This is a genomic window from Streptomyces sp. NPDC008238 (assembly GCF_042956445.1).
Taxonomy (GTDB): domain Bacteria; phylum Actinomycetota; class Actinomycetes; order Streptomycetales; family Streptomycetaceae; genus Actinacidiphila.
This window is the reverse complement of the sequence record NZ_JBIBGK010000002.1, coordinates 33,202-55,509: the sequence shown is the minus strand read 5'-3', so window position 1 is coordinate 55,509 and position 22,308 is coordinate 33,202. Positions and strand designations below refer to the sequence as shown.

9 protein-coding genes and 1 pseudogene are annotated in these 22,308 nt (G+C 75.6%); all 10 read left to right on the top strand.

Going from position 1 to position 22,308, the window contains the following annotated elements:
• Positions 1–2,635 (top strand): SDR family NAD(P)-dependent oxidoreductase (locus tag ACFZAU_RS05030; RefSeq protein WP_500551153.1); only part of this gene is annotated, 2,635 nt, incomplete at its 5' end.
• 50 nt (positions 2,636–2,685) lie between these two features.
• Positions 2,686–10,161 carry a beta-ketoacyl synthase N-terminal-like domain-containing protein gene (locus ACFZAU_RS05025; protein WP_500551152.1) on the top strand — a complete coding sequence of 2,492 codons (7,476 nt, stop codon included), beginning with the start codon at positions 2,686–2,688 and terminating at the stop codon, positions 10,159–10,161.
• Between the two features lie 28 nt (positions 10,162–10,189).
• The gene (locus ACFZAU_RS05020; protein WP_500551151.1) at positions 10,190–11,812 is read left to right on the top strand and encodes a PfaD family polyunsaturated fatty acid/polyketide biosynthesis protein; all 1,623 of its coding nucleotides are present in this window, start codon (positions 10,190–10,192) and stop codon (positions 11,810–11,812) included.
• Positions 11,813–11,943: 131 nt separating this feature from the next.
• Entirely contained in the window at positions 11,944–13,788 is a 1,845-nt protein-coding gene (locus tag ACFZAU_RS05015; protein WP_500551150.1) for an acyl-CoA dehydrogenase family protein, read from the top strand.
• A complete protein-coding gene (locus ACFZAU_RS05010) occupies positions 13,785–15,542 on the top strand; it encodes an acyl-CoA dehydrogenase family protein (RefSeq protein ID WP_500551149.1) in 1,758 nt (585 codons plus the stop codon). The genes ACFZAU_RS05015 and ACFZAU_RS05010 overlap by 4 nt, the downstream gene beginning before the upstream one ends.
• A gap of 22 nt (positions 15,543–15,564) precedes the next feature.
• Positions 15,565–16,335, top strand: coding sequence for a 4'-phosphopantetheinyl transferase family protein (locus tag ACFZAU_RS05005; protein WP_500551148.1), 771 nt, complete (start codon positions 15,565–15,567; stop codon positions 16,333–16,335).
• Positions 16,332–20,669, top strand: a complete 4,338-nt coding sequence (locus ACFZAU_RS05000; RefSeq protein WP_500551147.1) for a non-ribosomal peptide synthetase — start codon at positions 16,332–16,334, stop codon at positions 20,667–20,669. Before ACFZAU_RS05005 ends, ACFZAU_RS05000 begins: the two co-directional genes overlap by 4 nt.
• Positions 20,666–20,926 (top strand): acyl carrier protein, encoded by a 261-nt coding sequence (locus tag ACFZAU_RS04995; RefSeq protein WP_499602618.1) that lies wholly within the window; start codon positions 20,666–20,668, stop codon positions 20,924–20,926. The genes ACFZAU_RS05000 and ACFZAU_RS04995 overlap by 4 nt, the downstream gene beginning before the upstream one ends.
• Positions 20,923–21,668, top strand: a pseudogene (locus tag ACFZAU_RS04990) (thioesterase II family protein). Before ACFZAU_RS04995 ends, ACFZAU_RS04990 begins: the two are co-directional and overlap by 4 nt.
• The gene (locus tag ACFZAU_RS04985; RefSeq protein ID WP_500551146.1) at positions 21,662–22,267 is read left to right on the top strand and encodes a LysE family translocator; all 606 of its coding nucleotides are present in this window, start codon (positions 21,662–21,664) and stop codon (positions 22,265–22,267) included. Before ACFZAU_RS04990 ends, ACFZAU_RS04985 begins: the two are co-directional and overlap by 7 nt.
• The last annotated feature ends 41 nt before the right edge of the window (positions 22,268–22,308 follow it).

The window sequence follows — 22,308 nt, the reverse complement described above, 5'->3', positions numbered from 1 at the left end:
CATGGGGGCGTTGCAGGAGCGGTTCCCGGTGTCGGGGGACATCGATCCGGAGCGTCTGGGTGAGCTGCGGACCCTGGATGACATCGCCGGGTTCCTCGCCGGCGCGTCCGCCTCTGCCCCCGCCGCCCCGAGCCGTCCGGAGGCGCCGCTGACGGTGACGTACCCCGCCGCGCCCGGGATCGGCCGGACGTTCGCGGCGTTGCGCGAACTGCCCGCGCCGTACGCGGTCGTGGGGGCGTACGCAGAGCAGCGGACCGCGCTCGTGGTGGACGACGGGTCGACGCTGACCCGGCCGGTGGTGGCCGCGCTGCGCGCGGACGGCTGGCGGGTGGAGGTCGTGGGGCTGCCCGACGGGGTGGCGACGGCCGCCGAGGCCGACGACGTACGGTCGCTGCGGACCTGGGACGCCGGTGAGCTGGCCCGCGTCGTGACGGCGGACAGGCTCGACCTCGTCGTCCAGGTGGCGGCGGCGTCCGGGGTGGAGTGGGCCGACGCCGCCCGGCGGCTGGCGCACACCGTGCTCGTCGCCCGGCAGACGCAGCCCGCGCTGAAGGCCGCGGCCGCCGGTGGCACACGGGCCGCGTTCGTCGCGGTCACGCGGCTGGACGGGGCCGGCGGCTACCGCGGCGGCGCGTCCGGCGCGTCCGGCTCGGCGCTGCTGGGCGGGGTGAGCGGACTGGTGAAGACCCTCGCCATAGAGGTGCCCGAACTCTTCACCCGGACCGTGGACTTCGCGCCCGGCCTGGACGACCACGCGGTCGCGGCCCGCTTCCTGGGCGAGATCAAGGACCTGGCCGCCGACCTCACCGACGTCGGGCACGACGCCCAGGGCCGCCGCACCGTCGTGCCGTCCGCGGAGGCACCCGCCGGGCCCGCGGCGGCCGTGCCGGAGATCGGCGCGGACGACCTGCTCGTGGTGACCGGCGGGGCGCGCGGGATCACGGCGGACTGCCTGCGCGCGCTGGTGAAGGCCCGCCCGGCCGGGCTGCTGCTGCTCGGCCGCAGCGAGGCCGCCCCGGAGCCCGGCTGGGCGACGGGGCTGGAGGGCGCGGCGCTGAAGGGCGCGATCGCCCGGCGGATCGCCGACCGCGGCGAGAAGCCGACCCCGCGCGGGGTGGAGGCGGTCTACCGGGAGGTGGCGGGCAGCCGCGAGATCGCGGAGAACCTGCGCCGGCTGCGGGACTGCGGCGGCAGCGTCGAGTACGTCGCGGTCGACATCACCGACGTCGCCGCCGTGCGGACCGCCCTGGCCCCGTACGCGTCCCGGGTCACCGGGGTCGTGCACGGCGCGGGTGTGCTGGCCGACCGGCTGATCGCGGACAAGACGGCGGAGGAGGTCGACCGGGTCATCGGCACCAAGGTCGTGGGCCTGGGCAACGTGCTGGACGCGCTGCGCGGCACCGCCGACCTGCGGCACCTGGTGTTCTTCTCCTCCGTCGCCGGGTTCTTCGGCAACCGCGGCCAGTCCGACTACGCCGCGGCCAACGAGGCGCTGAACCGGCTCGCCGTGCGGCTCAAGCGGGAGCTGCCGTCGGCCCGGGTGACCTCGGTCAACTGGGGCGCCTGGGACGGCGGGATGGTCACCGACGACCTGCGCCGGATGTTCGCCTCGCGCGGGGTGGAGCTGGTGCCGGTCGCGACCGGCGCGGGCATGTTCGCCGAGCAGTTCACCGCGGGGCGCGGTCACGACACGGTCGTCGTGGCGGGCCCGCTGAAGCCGCTGTCGGCGCCGCCCGCGACCGGGTCGGACGCGCCGGTGTCGCTGCTGGTGGACCGCGGGCTGGACCGGCTGGCCGCGGAGGCGGTGCTGGCCGACCACGCGATCGGCGGCAGGCGGGTGCTGCCCGCCACCGCCGCGGTGGGCGCCCTGCTCAACGCCGTCGAGACGGCGACCGGCGGGACGGCCGGCGAGGTGAGCGGGTTCAAGGTCTTCAAGGGGGTCGTCCTGGACGGCGCCGAGGGCGAGGTCCCCGAGCGGCTGCGGCTGTTCGTGGAGCCCGGCCGCGACGCCGGCCCCGGCACCCTGGACGTGCTGGCCTCCGCCGTCGACACCACCGGGCGCAGCCGTCCCGCGTACGGCGGCACCGTCGGCACGGCCGGACCGGGCCCGCGTCCCGCGGACCGTACCGACCTGGCGCAGGCGGCCCGCGCGACGGGCGGCACCGACGCCGGCTACCTCTACCGCGACGGCACCCTCTTCCACGGTCCGACGCTGCGCGGACTGCGCAGGATCATCGCCTCGGACGAGCACCGGCTGCTGCTCGGCGCGCGTCTGGGCGACCCCGTCCCGGCGCACGGCGCGTACCACGGCCTGCGGCACAGCCCCGTCCTGGCCGACCTGCTGCTGCAGGCCGGGCTGGTGTGGGTGCGGCTGTTCCGCGGCCGGGCGAGCCTGCCGATGGAGGTCTCCCGGATCCGGTTCTTCGCCCCCCTCCCCGCCGACGAGGACTTCCTGGTCGCGGTGGAGGACGTCCGGCCGGCCACGACCGGGGTCACCTGCACGATCACCGCGCTGGACCGCGAGGGCCGGGTCCTGCAGGTGCTCGACGGGGTGACGTTGGTCGAGGACCCGGAACTGGAGGGCAAGTTCGGGCCGTCCGCACGGACCGGCGCGACCGCCGTCGTCCCGGTCTGACGACCGCCGACCCGACCGGACCGACTCGGACACTCGGAGGCTGACCCACCATGGGCAAGTACGCGATCGTCGGCCTGGCCTGCCTCTTCCCGGGGGCGGCGACACCCGACGACTACTGGCGGAACCTGACCGGCGGCGTGGACTCGCGCACCGACGGGGACAGCCGGATCTTCGGGCAGGACCCGCGGGTCCGCGAGACCGACCCCGACGACCGGCACCGCATCTACTGCACCCGGGGCGGGTTCCTCGCGGAGGGGGACGCGACGGCCTTTGACCCGAACGGATACCTGCTCCCGCCCGACTACCTGGCCCACCTGGACCGCTCGTTCCACTGGGCGCTCCGGGTGGCCGGGGACGCCCTGGCCGACGCGGGCTCTCCCCCCGGCGCCGCGGCCGGCCGGAGCGGACGGAGGACCGGGGTGGTGTTCGGGAACTACCCGTTCCCCACCCCGGCCTCCGGCAGGGTCGCCGGCGAGTTGTGGGACTCGGCGGTGGCCCGGGGACTGGCGGACGCCGGTCTCCCCACGGCGGCTCCCGGCGGCGACCCCGCCGGGGCCGCCGGCCCGGCGGGCACCGCCACCGCCCACAACCTGTGGGCGGGCGGCATGCCCGCCCAGGTGGTGGCCGCGGCCCTCGGCCTCGACGGTCCGCGCTTCACCCTGGACGCCGCCTGCTCCTCCGCGCTGTACGCGCTGAAGCTGGCCTGCGCCCACCTGGAGACGGGCCGCGCCGACCTGATGCTGGCGGGCGGTGTCTGCGCCCCCGACCCGACCGTCATCCACCTGTCCTTCTCCGACCTGCGGGCCTATCCGCCGGACGGGTTCAGCCAGCCCTTCGACGCCCGCTCGCGGGGCATCGTCACCGGTCAGGGCGCCGCCATGGTCGCCGTGAAGCGGCTGGCCGACGCCCGGCGCGACGGCGACCGGGTGTACGCCGTCGTCGACGCGCTGGCGCTCACCAACGACGGCCCCGGCAAGCACATGCTGGTGCCCAACGCCGCCGGGCAGCTCGCCGCGTACGAACTCGCCTACCGCGAGGCGGGCGTGGACCCCTCGGCCGTCCAGTACCTGGAGTGCCACGCCACCGGCACCCCGCTCGGCGACAGCACCGAACTCGGCGGCGTCGAGGCGTTCTTCGGGCGCGGGCCGCTGCTGGGCTCGGTCAAGTCCAACATCGGCCACCTGCTGACCGTCGCCGGCATGACCAGCCTCATCAAGGTCGTCCTGGGCCTGACGCACGGCGCGATCCCGCCGACCATCGGTGTCGGGCAGCCCCTGCCGGGCACCGTGGCCGACCGGGTCGTCCGCGAGGCGGTGGCCTGGCCGGAGCCCGCGGGCGGCGGTCCGCGCCGGGCCGGCGTCTCCGCCTTCGGCTTCGGCGGCACGAACGCGCACGTCGTCCTCTCGGCCCCCGGCCCCGACCGCGCCGTGGAGCCGGCACCCCCGGCGACGCCGGTGCCGCCGCTCGCCGTCATCGGCATGGGCGCGCACTTCGGCTCGTTCACCACCCTGGACGCCTTCGAACGCGCCGGGTACGAGGGCCTGGACGCCGTGCGCGCCCTGCCCGGACAGCGGTGGCGCGGCTTCGAGGACGTCGGGGGCGGCCCCCTGGACCGGGCCGGGCTCGCCGGCGCGCACGCTCCGCGGGCCGCGTACGTCGAGGAGTTCGAGGTCGACGCGACCTCGTACCGGATCCCGCCCAGGGACCTCGACCACTTCAACCAGCAGCACCTGCTGATGATGCGCGTCGCCGAGGAGGCGCTGCGCGACGCCGGGTACGAGCGGCCGCGCCCCGGCGCCGGCACGGACGCGGGGCCGCGCCGGGTCGCCGTCGTCGTCGGCATGGAGATGGAACCGAGCGCGCACGGCCACGGCTCCCGCTACGAACTGGGCCGCAAGATCGCGGACTGGTGCGCGGAGGCCGGTGTGGAGCCCGCCCCCGGGCAGCTCGCCGAGCTCACCCGGGCCGCCCGCAACGGCGTCCACGACTCCATCGAGCCCAACGAGGTGCTCAGCTACATCGGCAACATCATGGCCAGCCGGGTCTCCTCGCTGTGGAACCTGACGGGCCCCTCCTTCACGCTCTCCTCCGACAGCTCCGTGGGCGTCGACGCCCTCGACGTGGCCCGGCTGCTGCTGCTCGACCCGACCGTCGAGGCCGTCCTCGTCGGCGCCGTCGACCTCGCGGCCGGCCCCGAGAACACCCTCGCCCGCGAGCTGCTGGAACCCGGCTCGGTCCGGGACGGGCTGCGGGTGCTCGGCGAGGGTGCCGGGGCCGTCGTCGTCACCCGGCCCGCGTCGGTGCCGCGGGGACGGACCGTGTACGCCACCGTCGAGTCCGTCGCCGTCCACCACTCCGGCGACGTGACCCCCGGCGCCCGCCCCGAACTGGTCGCCCGCGCCGCCGAGGACGCGCTCGCCGCCGCCGGGCTCACCCCGGCCGACGTCGAACTCGTCGAGGCGGGCGCCGCCAGCGCCGCCGAACTCGACGGCCTGGCCGGGGTCTGGACCCGCGAGCGGGCCGGCGGCGAACTGCGCACCGCACTGTCCGGCGTCCACGCCTGCGTCGGCGACACCGGCTGCGCCTCCGCGCTCGCCTCCGTCATCCGGGCCGCGCTGTGCCTGCACCACGCCTACCTGCCGGCCGCCCCGGGCGGCGGATCCGTCCCGGCGCCTCCGGACGGCTCCGCCTTCTTCCTCCCCGCCGACTCCCGGCCCTGGCTGCGGGCCCGGCGCGAGGGACGACGCGCGGCGTCGGTGAGCGTCACCGGCACGGCGGGCAGCCACGCCCACGTCGTCCTGGGCGGCGCCACGGTGCGCGGCGAGGTCACCGGGACCGACTGGGCCCGCTCCGGCGGCGGCCTGGTCGTCCCCGTCGGCGCCGACGACATCGACGGACTGCTGCGCGGGCTCGGCGAACTGCGTGCCGCCCTCGACGGCGACTGGACGGCCCTCGCCGAGGACCGCCCGGTCCGGCTCAAGGCCGTCCTCGTCGCCGACGACACCGCCGGGCTCGCCCGGCAGATCGACCAGGCCGTCAAGGACCTGCCGCAGGTGTGGCGGTCGGGCGGGGAGTGGACCTCGCCCTCCGGCAGCCACTTCACCTCCCGGCCGATCGGCGCCGGGGCAGAGGCCGGGGCAGGGGCAGGAGCAGGAGCAGGGGCCGGCCCGGGGGCGGGCTCCGGCCCGGCGGCCAAGGTCGCCCTGGTCTTCCCCGGTGCCTTCAACTCCTACCTGGGACTGGGACGTTCCCTCTTCCGCGCCTTCCCCGGGCTGCTGCCCCGCTTCGAGGCCCAGGCCGAACTCCCGGCCGAACTCCTGCGCAGCGCCGCCCTCTACCCGCGCTCCCGCGAGCCCCTCGGGCGCCGCGAAATGATGCGGCGGGAAGGCGAACTCGTCGAGGACATCCCGCTGATGCTGGCCGCCGGCACCAGCTACGCGCTGCTCTCGACGGACCTGGTGCGGGAGGTCCTGGGCGTCCCCGTGCAGGGCGCGTTCGGCTACAGCCTCGGCGAGAGCAGCATGCTCTTCGCCACCGGCGGCTGGATCAAGAGCGCCCGCGGCGACGCGAAGATCAGCGCCTCACCGCTCTTCGACGACATGCTGCGCGGGCCCAAGCGCACGGTGCGCGAACTGTGGGGACTCGGCGACGACGTCCCCGACGCGCGGGTGTGGGCCACCCATGTGCTGCTGGCCCCGGCCGACGACGTACGGGCGGCCGTCGAGCGCTTCGACCGGGTCTTCATCACCCACGTCAACACCCCGCAGGAGGTCGTGGTCGCCGGCGACCCCGCGCAGTGCGAGGAGCTGATCGCCGCCCTGGCCTGCCGCAGCGCCCGCTCCCCGGCCAACCACGTCATGCACTGCCCGGTCGTCGACGGCGTCCTCGGCGAACTCGCCGACCTCAACCGCTACCCGACGGGCGACGTCGGCGGCCTGACGCTCTACAGCAGCCGGCACTACGCGCCCGTGACCGACCTCGGCGCGGACGCCGTCGCGGCCAACATCGCCGTCACGCTGCGGGAGACCGTCGACTTCCCGCGGCTGGTGCGGCGGGCGTACGAGGACGGCTTCCGCTGCTTCATCGAGGTCGGGCCGAGCAGCACGTGCGCCCGCTGGATCCACGAGACGCTCGGGGACCTGCCGCACGTGGCGGTCTCCGTCGACCGGCGCGGGGCACGCGGCGCCACCGACATCGCCCGCCTCGTGGCCCGTCTCGCCTCCCACGGCGTCCCCGTCGACCTCGGCGCGTTCGCGCCCCCGCCGTCCGTGTCCGCGTCCGCCGGGCGGCGCCCGGTCGGGCTGCGCACCTTCACCGTGGGCGGCGCGCCCGTCGCGCCGCTCGTCGCGGAGGGGGCCCGCCCGGTGGTGGCGGGGCTGCGGCGGGGTGCGGTCGCGGCCGCCGCTGGGGGGTCTCCCGCCCGGTCGCCCCTTCCCGGTGAGCGGGTGCCGGATGGCGGTGGACCCGTTCCGGTCGCCGCGGCAGGTCCTGCCGACCCGCCTGTGCCCGTCGCGGTGGAGCGCGTGTCCGTCGTGGCCTCGCCCGGGGGCCGGGCGCTTCCCGGTGCGCAGGCGCCGGACGCCGACGCCTCCGTGCCCACCGACGTGGGGCGCGTCGCACCCGCTTCCGCCGAGGCGCCCGTGCCCGTCGCGGGCAATACGCACGGCGGGACGGCCGGGCCGTCCGCCGAGAACGTCATCCCTGCCCCGGCGAACGCCGTGGGTGCCGAACCCGCCACGGAATGGGACACCGCGATGCCGATCAGCCCCGCCGCACAGCCGCCCGCACCAGCGCTCGTGCTGGAGCGGGAACCGATCACGATGATCCCGGCCGCCGCGACCGCGACCGCGGCCCCGGCCGCCCCGCGCCGGGAGCCGCACGAGCCGCCGGGGCCCGCCATCTTCGGGGCGCCGCTGCCCGTGCAGCCGCCGAAGCAGGAGACCACCGCCGCACTCGTGCGGGGGCTGCGCAGCGAGATGCTGGAGGCCCACCGCGAGGTGCTGGACGCCCAGCGGGCGCTGCGCGACCAACTGGCCGCCCTGCTGGCCGCCCCGGCCGCTCCCGCCGCGGTGGCCCCCGCCACCCCCACCGTCACGCCCCCCGCTCCCGCGCGTCCGCCCAAGCCGGAGGGCGTCGTCTGGGACGAGCACGACCTCCTGGAGTTCGCCACCGGGAAGATCGGCAACGTCTTCGGCCCGCGCTTCGCCGAGATCGACGCCCACCGCCGCCGCGTCCGGCTGCCCGCCCCGCCCTACCACTTCGCCACCCGCGTGACCGCGCTGGAGGCCGAACCCGGCGAGTTCAAGCCCTCGTTCATCCGCACCGAGTACGACGTGCCGCTCGACGCCTGGTACGCCGTCGACGGCCAGGTGCCCCCGGCGGTGACGATCGAGGCGGGCCAGTGCGACCTGCTGCTGATCAGCTACCTCGGCATCGACCTCACCAACCGCGGCGACCGCGTCTACCGCCTGCTCGACAGCAGCCTCAGCTTCGTCGGCGACCTGCCGCGCGTCGGCCAGACCCTGCGCTACGACATCTGGATCGACCAGTTCGTGCGGCAGGGCGACACGACGCTGTTCTTCTTCCACTACGACTGCTACGCCGACGGCGAGCTGATCCTGAAGCTGAACAACGCCTGCGCGGGCTTCTTCACCGACGACGAGCTGGAGAACTCGCTCGGCATCATCCAGGGCAGGGCCGTGCCGCCCAGGGGCGACGCCGCGTTCTCCGGGGCGAGCTCCTTCAAGCCCGTGCAGCCCACCTCCCGCACCACCCTGACCGCCGGCGACCTCGCCGCGCTCGCCGAGGGCCGGATCGCGGACGTGTTCGGCCCCGGCCACCGGCAGCCCGCGGGGTGCAACACCTCGCTGCGCCTGCCCGGCGAGCGGCTGCGCATGGCCGACGAGGTCACCCTGCTCGACCGCAGGGGCGGTACGCACGGGCTCGGCCGGATCGAGGCCGTCAAGCACCTCGTCCCCGACGGCTGGTACTTCACCTGCCACTTCCCGGACGACCCGGTGCTCGCCGGCTCACTGGTCGCCGAGGGCGCGGTGCAGCTGCTGGAGGTGTACGCGATGTCCCTCGGCCTGCACCTGTGCTTCCCCGACGCCCGCTTCCAGCCCGTCCAGGGCCTCACCACGGAGGTCAAGGTCCGCGGCCAGATCACCCCGGCCACCGAGCGCATCGAGTACCGCATCGACGTCACCGGGCTGACCCTGCTGCCCCGTCCGGCCGTCACCGCGGACGTGGTCGTGCTGCGCGACGGCAAGCCCTCGATCGGCGTCACCGGCCTCGGGATCCGCCTGGTCGAGAAGCCCGGCACCCCGTACCGCCCGGAGACCGGCGGCACGGTGCCGCACTTCCTCGGCCGGCTCAGCCCCGCGAGCGGGAGGCCCGCGCTGCTCAACGAGTTCCACATGGCGCACGCCGCCAAGGGCGACCTGGCCGTCGCGATGGGCCCCGAGTTCGAGGTGTACGCCGACAGCCGGGCCCCGTACATCCCCAACGGCGACTTCCTCTTCGTCGACCGCGTCATGGAGCTGGAGGGGACCCGCGGCGTGCTGAAGAAGGGCGCCGTCATGGTCACCGAGTACGACGTGCCGGAGGACGCCTGGTACTACGCGCACAACGGGCACCCCTACATGCCGAACTGCGTCTACATGGAGTCCAGCCTCCAGGCCGCCATCCTCCTCGGCTACTACCTGGGCGCCACGCTGCCCTTCCCCGAAGAGCAGTTCAGCATCCGCAACCTCGACGGCCGCGCCACCCTCGTCAAGGACGTCGACCTGCGCGGCAAGACGGTCCGGCACCGCTCGACGCTGCTGTCCAGCGACCGGATGCCCGGCTCGATCCTGCAGAACTACGCGTACGAACTCTCCGCCGACGGCGAGGTCTTCTACCGCGGCGAGTCCCTCTTCGGCTACTTCAACGCCAAGGCCCTGGAGAACCAGGTCGGCCTCGACAAGGGCGCCCACGTCCTGCCCTGGCTGGACCGGCAGCCGGCCCGCCCGGCCGGCGTCCGCCGCGTCGGCCTGGCCGCCCACCGCGCCGCCGAGGCCGCCCGCGGCACGACCCGGCTGGCCGGCGGCCACCTCGACCTCGTCGAGTGGGTCGACGTGCTGCCCGGCGGCGGCGAGCACGGCCGGGGCTACCTGCGCGGCCACCGCTCCATCCGCCCCGACGAGTGGTACTTCAGCTGCCACTTCCACCGCGACCCGGTGATGCCCGGATCGCTGGGCGTGGAGGCGCTGCTGCAGGGCCTGCAGGTGTACGCCGTCGAGGCCGGGCTCACCGACGGGCTGGTCAACCCGCGCTTCGCGCTCGCCGCCGGGACCGAGACGACCTGGAGCTACCGCGGCCAGATCCTGCGCACCGACCCGGACATGGAGTTCGACGTGCACGTCAAGGAGGTGCGCCGCGAACCGGGCCGGATCCTGCTGCTCGGCGACGCGAGCGTCTGGAAGTCGACCCTGCGGATCTACCGGCTGGGCGGCATCGGCATCGAGATCCACCACGACCAGGCCTGAGCAAGCGGCGAGCGACAGGAGACGCAGCATGACCACCGACCTCCACCGGCCGCGGTGGACCGGACCCCAGCCGCCCGCGGTCGGCGACACCGGGGTCTATGAAGCCCTGATGCGGCTCGACGAGCCCGTCTACATCCTCCGCGGCCCCCACGGCCTGGGCGCCGCCACCGGCGGCACCGTGGGCGCCGACGGCGAGCACGAGGTCGTCGCCGCCGCGCCCCCGCTCGGGCCCGAACGCCTGGGCAGCGCCGCCTTCCTGAAGGCGCACGGCCTGCGCTACGCCTACATGAGCGGGGCCATGGCCAACGGCATCGCCTCCGCCGACATGGTCGTCGCCATGGCCCGGGCCGGCTTCCTCGGCTCGTACGGCGCGGCCGGGCTGCTCCCGGAGGCCGTGGAGAAGGCCCTGGTCCGCTTCCGCGACGAGATCCCCGGCCTTCCCTACGCCTGCAACCTCATCCACAGCCCGAGCGAGGAGCGCCTGGAGCGCACCGCCGTCGACCTGTTCCTGACGTACGGCGTGCCCTGCGTGGAGGCCTCCGCCTTCCTCTCCCTCACCCCGCACCTGGTGCGCTACCGCCTGGCCGGGCTGCGAGCCGGCGGGCCCGGCGGCGTGACCGCGGGCAACCGGGTCATCGCCAAGATCTCCCGCCCCGAACTCGCCGAGCTGTTCATGCGGCCCGCCCCCGAGGCCATGGTGCGCGCGCTCGTCGCCCAGGGCGCGATCACGCAGGAGCAGGCCCGGCTCGCCGAACGCGTCCCGCTCGCCGACGACATCACCGTCGAGGCCGACTCCGGCGGGCACACCGACCGCCGCCCGCTGCCCGCGCTGCTGCCCGTCATCATCCGGCAGCGCGACGCCGTCCAGCAGGAGGAGGGCTACGCCGAGCGCATCCGCGTGGGAGCCGCCGGCGGCATCGGCACGCCCGAGGCGGCGGCCGCCGCCTTCGCCATGGGCGCCGACTACGTGGTGACGGGCTCGGTCAACCAGTCCTGCCTGGAGGCCGACACCTCGCCCCGCGTCAAGGAGATGCTGGCCCAGGCGGGCATCGCCGACTGCGAGATGGCGCCGGCGGCCGACATGTTCGAGATGGGCGTCGAGCTCCAGGTGCTCAAGCGGGGCACCTTCTTCCCGATGCGGGCCAAGCAGCTCCACGAGCTGTACCGGACGTACGACGGCATCGAGGCGATCCCGGCGGCGGTGCGGCAGAAGGTGGAGCAGCAGGTCTTCCGGCGCCCGCTGGACACGGTGTGGGACGAGACCGTCGCCTACTTCCGGCGGCGAGACCCCGACCAGCTGGCCCGCGCCGAGGGCAACCCCAAGCGGCGCGCCGCGCTGGTCTTCCGCTGGTACCTGGGCATGGCCTCGCGCTGGGCCAAGACCGGCGAGGCCGACCGCGCCGTCGACTACCAGATCTGGTGCGGGCCGGCCATGGGCAGCTTCAACGCGTGGGTCCGCGGGACGTATTTGGCGGCCCCCGAGCACCGGCGGGTCGCGGACGTGGCCCGGCAGATCATGACCGGCGCCGCCTTCCACCAGCGCCTCGCGTTCCTGCGGGCGGCGGGGATCGCCTTCCCGGCGGGCATCGCGACCCGTCCCGCCCCGGACGACGCGAACGCGCCCGGGCCCGCGGTGGAGGCCCGGCCGTGACGGCCCCCTCGCCCTCGCCGGGCGGTACCCCCGCGGCCCCGCACGCCGCCCCGCCGCCGTCCGCGTCCGCGGGGAACACCCGTGAGGCCGGACGGGGGACGGGGCGCGGCTTCCGGGCGGGCCTGCCTGGCGTGGCTTCTGTGTCCGGGCCGGACGGCCTCGCGGCGGCCTCGCCGGATGCGGGGGCCTCCGGCCCGGTGTCCGGAGCCGGGGACGTACCCGCGGAGCGCCCGCACGGGCCGTTCGCCGCCGCCGAGGTGCTGGACGCCGCGCTCGGGGACCCGTGGGAGCGGGGCAACCCGTACGGGTTCGCCGCGGGGGCGGCGCGGGACGCCGAGGAGGCGTACCCGGCGGGGTGGGAGGCACGGCTGCGGGGGGAGGACTTCCACGTCGCCTACCTCCCCGCGGCGCTGGGCGGGAGCCTGCGCACGCTGGAGGACACCCACGTCCTGGTCCGCGTCGCCGCCCGGCGGGACGTGAACGTCATGCCCGCCACCATGTTCGGCATCTCCGCCGTCATGACCGTGCTGGCCGCCGGCACGCCGGAGCAGCGCAAGACCGTCGCCGCGTGGGCGTGCGAGGGCCGGACCGTCGCGTTCGGGCTGTCCGAGGAGCACGCGGGCAGCGACGTGCTGGCGAACACCTGCCGCCTGGACACCGCCACCATGACGCTGACCGGCACCAAGTGGCTCGTGGGGCGCGGCGCGAGCGCCGACGCGGCCGTCGTGGTGGCGAGGACCGCCGACCGGGGTCCGGCGGCGTTCACGGCGCTGCTGCTGGGCCCGGAGACCATGGCGGACGCCCGCGTACGGCGGCTGCCCGCGTGCCGCACCACCGGGATGCGGGGGATCGACTTCGCGGACCTGGCCTTCGACGGCGTGCCCGTGCCCGCGGAGGCGGTGGTCGGCGGAGCCGGCGCCGGGCTCGCCGCGGCCATGCGGGCCCAGCAGATCGTCCGGCTGATGAGCACCGCGGGCTGCCTGGCGACCGCGGACACCGCGCTGCGCACCGCGCTGCGGTTCGCGCGGGCGCACCGCACGGGCGGCGAGCCCGTCGCGGACACCCCGTACGGGGCGCGGGAACTGGCGGTCGCCGCGGCGGAGTTGATCGCCGCCGACCTGACCGCGCTGGTCGCGGCCCGGTACGCCCACCTCGCCCCGGGCACCTTCGGCCTGGCCTCCTCCGTCGTCAAGCGGGTGGCGACCCGGCTCACCGCCGACTGCGCGGCCCGCGCCCGCGCCCTCGTGGGCGCCCGCGCGGTGCTGCGGGACGGCGGCGGCCCGGGCGCCGTCCTCGACAAGGCCGTCCGGGACAACGCCATGGTCGAGGTCATCGACACCAGCGCCCCGGCCACCCTGCGGGCGGTCGCGATGTTCCTGCCGGCGTACGCAACGCCCCGGGACCCGCAGCCCGGGCGGGAGCGCCGGCTCGCCGCCCTCTTCGGCCTCGGCGGCGCCGCCCTGCCGGAACTCGACCCCGCCGCCCTCGACCTGGGGGCCCGGCCCGGCGACGACGTCCTGCTCGGCTTCGCCTCGCACGCCGACACCATCGCCGCCGAGCTCCACCGCAGGGGCGCGACGCGCGCCGCCACGCTGGTCACCGGGGTGCAGACGTCCCTGGCCGGCACCTTCCGGGAGGCCGCCGCCGCGCCCCGGCAGCGGACCGCCCCCGACCTGCTCGACCTGGCCGACCGCCTGTGCCCGCTGTACGCGGCCGCGACCGCGGCCCTGGCCTGGTGGCACCACCGCGACCGCGGCGGGCTGTACGGCGAGCCGGAGCCCGGCGGCGCCGGATGGCTCACCGCCGTGACGGCGCTGCTGCTCGCGCTGGCCGAGGGCCGCGACCCGCGCACCGCCGGCCGGGACCTCGCGCCCGCGGGCCGGCTGATCACCCGACTCGACGCCGCAGGAGAGCTGTTCACCGCGCTGCCGGTACGGCTGTGCGACCGGCCGGGACCGGAGGACGAGGAGACATGACCGATCTGCCCGCGCTCATGGCCGGCCTGGAGCACCACCTGGGGAACCCCAACGACCCCGCCGGCCCGATGCCGTTCGCCCGCGTCCTCGACCTGGACGAACGTGAGGCGTACCCGCACGAGTTCGTCGACCTGCTCGCCTCCTGGGGCCTGTACGACTGGATCGTGCCCGCCGCCCACGGCGGCAAGGCCGTCGACGTCCAGGACGGCTACCACCTGTTCCGGCTCGTCGCCCGCCGCGACCCCACCACCGCCACCGCCATGGTGATCACCAGCATCAGCTACATGCCGCTGTGGATCGCGGGCAGCGACGAGCAGCGCACGGCCTTCGCCGGCCACGTCCGTGCCGGCGGCAAGATGGCCTGGGGCCTGTCGGAACGCCGGCACGGCAGCGACGTGCTCGCGGGCGAGCTGGCCGCGCGGCCCGTCGAGGGCGGCTGGCTGCTCGACGGGGAGAAGTGGACGATCGGCAACGCCACCCAGGCCGACGTCGTGATGCTCTTCGCCCGCACCTCGCCGCAGGGCGGCCCCGGCGGCTACTCGATCCTCGCCCTGGACAAGCGCGCCCTGACCCGGGGCAGCTGCGAGCCGCTGCGCGACGAGCCGCTGCACGGCCTGCGCGGACTGGACATGAGCGGGGTGCGGCTGCGGGACTGCTTCGTACCGTCCGCCGCGCTCGTCGGCAGGGAGGGGCAGGGCCTGGAGATCGCGCTGAAGGCGGGGCAGTTCGCGCGTGTCCTGATCAACCTGATCGCGCTGAGCACGGTGGACACCGCCCTGCGGACCACCCTGGACTTCGCCACGACCCGGGAGATCTTCGGCACGACGGTCGCGGCGATCCCGTACTCGCGGCGGCAGCTCGCGGAGTCCTACGCCGAGCTGCTGATCGCCGACGCCATGACCTCCACCGCGGTGCGCGCCCTGCAGTCGGCCCCGGCGCAGATCAGCATCTGGTCGTCGGCGGTCAAGTACTTCGTGCCCACCCTGCTGGAGGGCACGCTCGCCCGGCTGGGCGTGGTGCTCGGCGCCCGCCACTGGCTGCGCGACCACCCCCGGCACGGCATCTTCCAGAAGGCGCGGCGCGACTTCGGCGTGGCGGGGTTCGCCGACGGCAACACCGTGGTCAACCTGAAGAACATCGCGCTGCAGCTGGGACCGCTGCTCGCCTCCGCCGTCAGCCCGCCGCCGGGGCTGGTCGAGGAGGCCGCGGACAGGGTCGCCGCGCTCTTCGACCCGGACTCTCCCATGGAGCCCTACCGGCCCGCCGGCCAGCAGCTGTTCAGCCGCGGCGTCGACGACCCGGTGGTCACGCTGCGCGCCGCCGTGGCAGAGCTGCGGCGGGCGGCGGCGGCCGGGAGCGGCCGCGAGGCGGCCGGGCTCGCGGCCTGCGCGACGACGGCGGACGCCCTCGCCGGCGAGCTCGACCGGATCGCCGAGGAGCACCGCAAGCTGACCTCCGCCCTCGGCAAGGCCGCCGGCCAGTCGGCCGAGCTGTTCGACCTGGCCGAGCAGTACACCACGGTGTCCGCGGCCGCGGCCGTCGTCCACCTGCACCTGCGCGGCCGGGAGAGCCTGAGCCCGCCGCTGCGCTCCCCGGCGGTGCTGCTGCTCTGCCTGGAACGGCTGCTGCGGCGGTTCCACCCCACGCGCCGGGTGACCGGCCCCGAGGAGGTCGACGAGGTGGCCGCGGCACTGGAGGCGGCGCACCGCGACGGCCTGCTCTTCTCGTTCCGCGCGTTCCCCGTCAACTGGTGACCCACCGATGGAGGCAGTGCTCATGGACACCGCGGTACCGTCCGCCGACCCGCTCGCCGACAGCGCCGACGTGTGGCTGCTGGCCGAGGAGGACGTGGACCGGTTCGCCGAGGCGACGGGCGGTCTGGAACTGCTGACCGACGAGGAGCGCGCCCGGCACGACCGGCTGCTGTTCCCCGCCGCCAGGCGCCGCTTCCTCGGCGCCCGGCTGCTGTCCCGTCAGGTCCTGTCGCTCTACACCGACGAGCCACCGGACTCGTGGCGCTTCCGCAAGGGCAAGTACGGCCGGCCCGTGGTCGACGGCGCCGACTGGGGGCTGGACTTCAACATCACCCACACCAACGGGCTGATCGCCGCCATCGTCGTGCGCGGCCGCACCGCTGGAGTGGACGCCGAGACGACCCCCGCCCGGCCCGAGGCGATGCAGTTCGCGCCGAAGGTCTTCACCCCGCTGGAGAACGAGGTGCTGCGGCGCGACCGCGAGGACCAGCGCGGTCGCGCCTTCGCCGACTCCTGGGTCGCCAAGGAGGCGTACACCAAGGCCACCGGCATGGGCATGTGCCGGGGCTTCGACGCCTTCTCCGTGCACCGACTGCGCGACGGCGGCCTGGCCGTCGTCGACGACGAGATCCCCGAACCCGAGCGCCCCCTGTGGCAGGTGCAGGTGCTCCAGGTGTGGGACCGGTTCGCGCTCGGCGTGGCCATCCGCGCCAGCGAGGACGACCAGGGGCCGCTGCCGGTACGGCTGCGCTCCGCCATGGCAGAACTCCTCCCGGAGGGGACACCCCGATGACCGCGAACGACGACGCCAACGCCCCCTTCCCGCTGACCGAGATCCAGTACGCGTACTGGGTCGGCCGCGGCCCCAACTTCGTGCTCGGCAACGTCGCCCCGCACGCCTACTTCGAGCTGGAGGGCCGCCGCCTGGACCCGGCGCTGCTCTCCCGCGCCTGGACCCGGCTCGTCGCGCGGCACGGCATGCTGCGCTGCGTCGTCGGCCAGGACGGCCGGCAGCGCGTCCTGCCCGAGGTCCCCGCGTACGAGGTCCGCTGCACCGACCTGCGCGAGGCGCCGCCGGAGGAGGCGGAACGGCACCTGGCCGAGGTGCGCGAGCAGATGTCGCACCACGTCTACACCGCCGCCGACTGGCCGCTGTTCGACATCCGCATGTCCCGGCTGCCCGGCCACGACCGGCTGCACGTCAGCCTCGACCTGCTCATGGTCGACCTGGCCAGCATCACCGTGCTGTTCAGCGAGTGGGCGCAGCTGTGCCAGGACGAGGAGCGGGAGCTGCCGCCGGTCGAGGTGGGCTTCCGCGAGTACGCGCTCGCCCTGGAGCGCGGCGACGAGTCGCCGCGGCACCGCAGGTCCCGGGAGTACTGGACGGCGCGCGCCGCCACGCTGGCCCCGCCGCCCGACCTGCCGCTGGCGAAGTCGCCGGTCGCCGTCCACAAGCCGGTCTTCACGCACCGCGAGTTCCACCTGCCGCCGGAGGAGTGGAAGCGGCTGCAGGGGCGCTGCGAGGAACGCGGCCTCACCCCGACCGCGCTGCTGGCCACCGTGTTCTCCGAGGTCCTGGCGATGTGGAGCGGCACCCGCCGGTTCACCCTCAACCTCACCCTCTTCAACCGGCTCCCGCTGGTGCTCGCCGGGGACGGGGCCGGGCACCGCGGCGTCCACCCCCATCTGCGCCGGGTGGTCGGCGACTTCACGTCCATCTGCCTGCTGGAGACGGACGCGGGCGGCGGCGTCCCGCTGGCCGAGCGCGTCGGCCGGCTCCAGCGGCAGCTGCGCAAGGACCTGCGGCACCGGCACGTCAGCGCCCTCCAGGCCCTGCGCGAACGCCGCCGCCTCGGCCTGCAGAACGGCTTCGAGACGATGCCGGTCGTCTTCACCAGCGGCCTGGGCACCGCCGCGGACGTCTCGTCGGCGATGGACCACTTCGGCTCCATCACGTACCGGATCAGCCAGACCCCGCAGGTCTGGCTCGACCACCAGGTCGTGGACATCACCGGGAGCCTGGACCTGACCTGGGACGCCGTCGAGGAGCTCTTCCCCGAGGGCATGCTCGACGACATGTTCGCGGCCTACACCGGCGCCGTGGCGCGGCTCGCCGCCGACGACTCCCCGTGGGACGAGGAGCTGGTGATCACCCTCCCCGCGCACCAGCTCGCCGCGCGGGAGGCCGCCAACGCCACCGAGGGCGAACTGCCGTCCGGGCTGCTGCACTCCGCGCTGCTCGACCGGGCCGCGCGGCACCCCGCGCGGCCCGCCGTGATCAGCGGCGGCGGCACCGTGACGTACGGCGAACTCGCCGCGTGGGCCGCCTCCGTCGCCGGCGCGCTCCCGGGCGGCGACCTGCGCGACCGCACCGTCGGCATCACCCTCGACAAGGGCCCCGCCCAGGTCGCCGCGGCATACGGGGTGCTCATGGCGGGCGGCGCCTACCTCCCGGTCGGGCCGCAACTGCCCGCCCTGCGCCGCGAGCGCATCCTCACCGACGCCGGGGCGGTCGCGGTCGTCACGGACACCGGGGTGGACGCCCGGCTGGAGTGGCCCGCCGGCCTGCCACGCGTCCTCACCCGCCCGCCCGCCGGCACCCCCGGCGACGCCGCCGCGGGCGCCGCCGGGCCGCAGGGCCCGGCCGAGCCCGCCGACCTGGCGTACGTCCTCTACACCTCGGGTTCGACCGGCACCCCCAAGGGCGTGATGATCGAGCACCGGGCGGCCCTCAACACCGTCGTCGACATCAACGAGCGCTTCGGCATCGGCCCCTCGGACCGCCTCTTCGGCCTCGCCGACCTCGGCTTCGACCTGTCCGTGCACGACCTGTTCGGCACCTTCGCCGCGGGCGCCGCCCTGGTGCTGCCCGAGCCGGACCAGCGGGCCGAACCCGCGCACTGGGCCGAGGTGATGGCCGCGCACGGGGTGACGGTGTGGAACTCGGTGCCCGCGCAGATGCAGATGCTGGTGGAGCATCTGGAGGCCGTGGACGGCGGCGCGGACATCCCGCGGGACCTGCGGCTGGTGCTGCTCAGCGGCGACTGGATCCCCGTCGACCTGCCGGGCCGCATCCGGGCGCTGTGGCCGGACGCCCGGGTGGTCAGCCTGGGCGGCGCCACCGAGGTGTCGATCTGGTCGATCTTCCACCCGGTGGAGGAGGTCCCGGCGGGCGCGACGAGCGTGCCGTACGGCAAACCGCTGCGGAACCAGACCTTCCACGTCCTCGACGAGCGGTACGCGCCCTGCCCGGTGTGGACGGCCGGCGAGCTGTACATCGGCGGCCACGGCCTCGCCCGCGGCTACCGGGACGACGCCGAGCGCACCGCTGCCGCCTTCGTCACCCACCCGGTCACCGGCGAACGGCTCTACCGGACCGGTGACTTCGGCCGCTACCTGCCGGACGGCGGCATCGAGTTCCTGGGCCGCAGGGACGGCCAGGTCAAGATCAACGGGCACCGGGTGGAGCTGGGGGAGATCGAGGCGACCCTCGCCCGGCACCCGGGCGTGGACAGCGCGGTGGTGGTCAAGGCCGAGGGCGAGGCGGGCGCGGCACGGCTGCTGGGCTACGTCGTCCCGGCCAGGGACTCCGCCGGGGCCGGCGGGCTCTTCGTCACCGAGCACGCCGACCCCGACCGCGCCGGGGCCGACTGGCGGGCCCTGTGCTCCGCCGCCGAGGTGCCCGCCCCCGGCCCCTCCCCGCAGGAGTTGCGCACCGCCTGGGACGTGCTGGACGAGGTCTACGCGACCGCCGCCGGCACCGCCTTCCGCCGGCTGGGCCTGCCCGACAACGCCGCCGCGGGCGTCGCCCCGCGCTACGGGCGCTGGCTGGCCCGGGCCGCCGCGGCGCACCCGCCCGCCGCGGACGGCATCCCGGACGCGCTCGCCGCCCGCAGCCGCACCGTGCTGCGCGAGGTGCTCGGCATCCCCGAGGACGTCACCGACTGGATGCTCGCCCTCGCCGGGGACGTCGCCGGGGTCCTCACCCAGAGCGTGCACTCCGCCGAGCTGTACGCCTCCGACCGCACCCCCGGCGTCTACGAGCGGCTCTTCGGCCCGACGTACGCCGTCGCCACCGAGGCGGTGCGCCGCCTCGCCGCCGGATGGCCGGACGACCGGCCGCTGCGCGTGCTGGAGGTCGGCGCGGGCTACGGCTCGCTCACCCGCCACCTGCTGCCGCTGCTGCCCGCCGGCCGCACGGCGCCCACCGAGTACCTGTTCACCGACATCTCCCGCTACTTCACCGACCGGGCCCGCGAGGTCCTGGGCGCGCGGTACCCCTTCCTGCGCTGCGACCTGCTCGACCTGGACGTGCCCCCGCAGACCCAGGGCTTCGAGGACCACTCCGCCGACCTGATCGTCGCCGCGAGCGTGCTGCACGACACCCGCCACGTACGCCGTACGCTGCGCACCCTGCGGGGGCTGCTCGCGCCCGGCGGGACCTTGCTGATCGTCGAGCAGACCGCCTTCCACCCCTGGTTCGGCCTGGTGATGGGGCTCCAGCAGGGCTTCGACACCTTCGAGGACACCGAGCTGCGCACCACGCACCCGCTGCTCGACCGCGCGCAGTGGGCGGCCGAACTCGCCGCCGCGGGCTTCACCGGCAGCGCCGTGCTCACACCCGCCGACGGCGGCCCCGGCTCGGTCGGCTTCGATGTCCTCGTGGCACGCGGCCCCGACCGGTGCGGCCGCTTCGCCCCCGACGCGCTGCGCGACTTCGCCGCCGGTCACCTGGCTGCCCACATGGTGCCGGCCCAGCTGTTCGCCCTGCCGGAGCTGCCGCTCAGCGGCACCGGCAAGGTCGACCGCGCGGCGCTGGCGAAGGCCGGCGCCCGCACCGCCGCACGCGGGAGGCCCGCGAAGCCGCCGCGCACCGACCGGCAGCGCAAGCTCGTCGAGATCTGGCGCGAGGTGCTCGGCCTCGGCAGCGCCGACCTCGCCGACGACTTCCTGGAGGCGGGCGGCGACTCGCTGCTGGCGGCCCGGCTGGTCGCCGGCCTGCGGACCGCGTTCGGGATCACCGTGCCCGTCGGCACGGTCCTGCAGTACACGACGGTGGAGGCGCTCGACGGCCACCTGGAGGGGCTGCTCGGCCCGTCCGAGCCGCTGACGGAGGAGACACGATGACGCACGAGCAGATGCGGGAGTGGATCGTCGCCTTCCTGGCGGAACTCCTGGACGTCGCACCGCACGAGATCGACCCGGAACTGCCGCTGGACCAGCTGGGCTTCGACTCGGCCACCACCCTCGACCTGTGCGGGCGGCTGGAGGAGGAGCTCGGGATCGACACGACGCCCAAGGCGATCGCCGACCACCCGACGGCCGACGCCCTCGCGGCCCATCTCGTCGCCCGCCCGGCCGTCCTGGGGAGGCAGTCGCCGTGATCACCCGACTCTCGGCCCGCTGGCTGGTCAGCGGACCCGCCCGGCCCGGCGCCCCGAAGCTGTACTGCTTCGCCCACGGCGGCGGTTCCGCCGCCGAGTACGTCCGCTGGGCGCGCGCCCTGACCGGCGCCGAGCTGCACGCCGTACAACTGCCCGGACGCGGCTCGCGGTTCGGGGAGCCCCGCTGACCTCGATGGAGACCCTGGTCGAGGCGCTCGCCGGGCAGGTGGAGTTCGGCGCCCCGTACACGTTCTTCGGGCACAGCCTCGGCGCGCTGGTCGCGTACGAACTGACCTGCGCCCTGCGCGAGGCCGGCCACCGGCCGCCGGAGCGGCTGGTCCTGTCCGGCTTCCCGGCGCCCCACCTGCCGCGCACCTCTCGGGGGCTGCACCTGCTGCCGGACGACGAACTGCTGGCGGAGGTCTCCCGGCTGCACGGCGGCATCCCCCGGGAGGTGCTGGACGAGCCCGAGATGCGGGCGCTGGTCGCGGTGCCGCTGCGCGCGGACTACACGGTCGTGGAGACGTACCGGTGGCGGGACCGCCCGCCGCTGGACGTCCCGGTGACCGTCTTCGGCGGCCGCGACGACCGGGTCGGCGAGGACCGACTGGCGGCCTGGCAGGAGCTGACGACGGCCCCCGTGGACGTGCGCACGTTCCCCGGCGGCCACTTCTACCTGCGCGAGCACAACGCGGTCGTGCTCCGCGCGCTCGCCGCCCGGCTGCGGACGCCGTCGTGCTGACCTTCGCCGCCGCCTCGCTCGTCCTCATCGTGATCCCCGGCCCCGACCAGGCGCTGATCACCAGGAACGCCCTGGCAGCGGGGCGGACGGGCGGGCTGCTGACGATGGTGGGCGGGGTGCTCGGGCTCGGGGTGCACATCGCCTCGGCCGCGCTCGGCGTCTCGGCACTGCTGACGGCCTCGACGGTCGCCTTCACGGTCCTGCGGACCGCGGGCGCGGGCTACCTGCTGTACCTGGGCTTCACCACCCTGCGCGCCGCCCGCCGCGCCGGCCCCGCGGAGCCTTCGGACGCCGGATCGCCGCCGGCCTGCGCGGCCCAGCTGCGGCAGGGCTTCCTGTCCAACTCGCTCAACCCGAAGGTCGCGCTGTTCTTCGTGACCTTCCTCCCGCAGTTCCTGCCCTCCCAGGGCAGCGCCCTGCCGCGCGCGCTCCTGCTCTCCCTCGTCTTCGCCGTGCTGTACGTGACCTGGTTCGGCGCCTACGTCCTGGTGGTCGACCGGGTCGGCGCGGTGCTGCGCCGGCCCCGGGTGCGGGCCCGCGTCGAGCGGGTCACCGGTCTGCTGCTCATCGGCTTCGCGCTGCGGCTCGCGGTGCACTGAACACGCGGTGCACTGAACACGCGGTGCACTGAACACGCGGT

What these genes read in the sequence shown, in the direction of transcription:
- ACFZAU_RS05005 (WP_500551148.1), top strand. Translation starts at nt 15,565, where the DNA reads ATGGACACCGCGGTACCGTCCGCCGACCCGCTCGCCGACAGCGCCGAC.
- ACFZAU_RS05020 (WP_500551151.1), top strand. Translation starts at nt 10,190, where the DNA reads ATGACCACCGACCTCCACCGGCCGCGGTGGACCGGACCCCAGCCGCCC.
- ACFZAU_RS05010 (WP_500551149.1), top strand. Translation starts at nt 13,785, where the DNA reads ATGACCGATCTGCCCGCGCTCATGGCCGGCCTGGAGCACCACCTGGGG.
- ACFZAU_RS04995 (WP_499602618.1), top strand. Translation starts at nt 20,666, where the DNA reads ATGACGCACGAGCAGATGCGGGAGTGGATCGTCGCCTTCCTGGCGGAA.
- ACFZAU_RS05025 (WP_500551152.1), top strand. Translation starts at nt 2,686, where the DNA reads ATGGGCAAGTACGCGATCGTCGGCCTGGCCTGCCTCTTCCCGGGGGCG.
- ACFZAU_RS05000 (WP_500551147.1), top strand. Translation starts at nt 16,332, where the DNA reads ATGACCGCGAACGACGACGCCAACGCCCCCTTCCCGCTGACCGAGATC.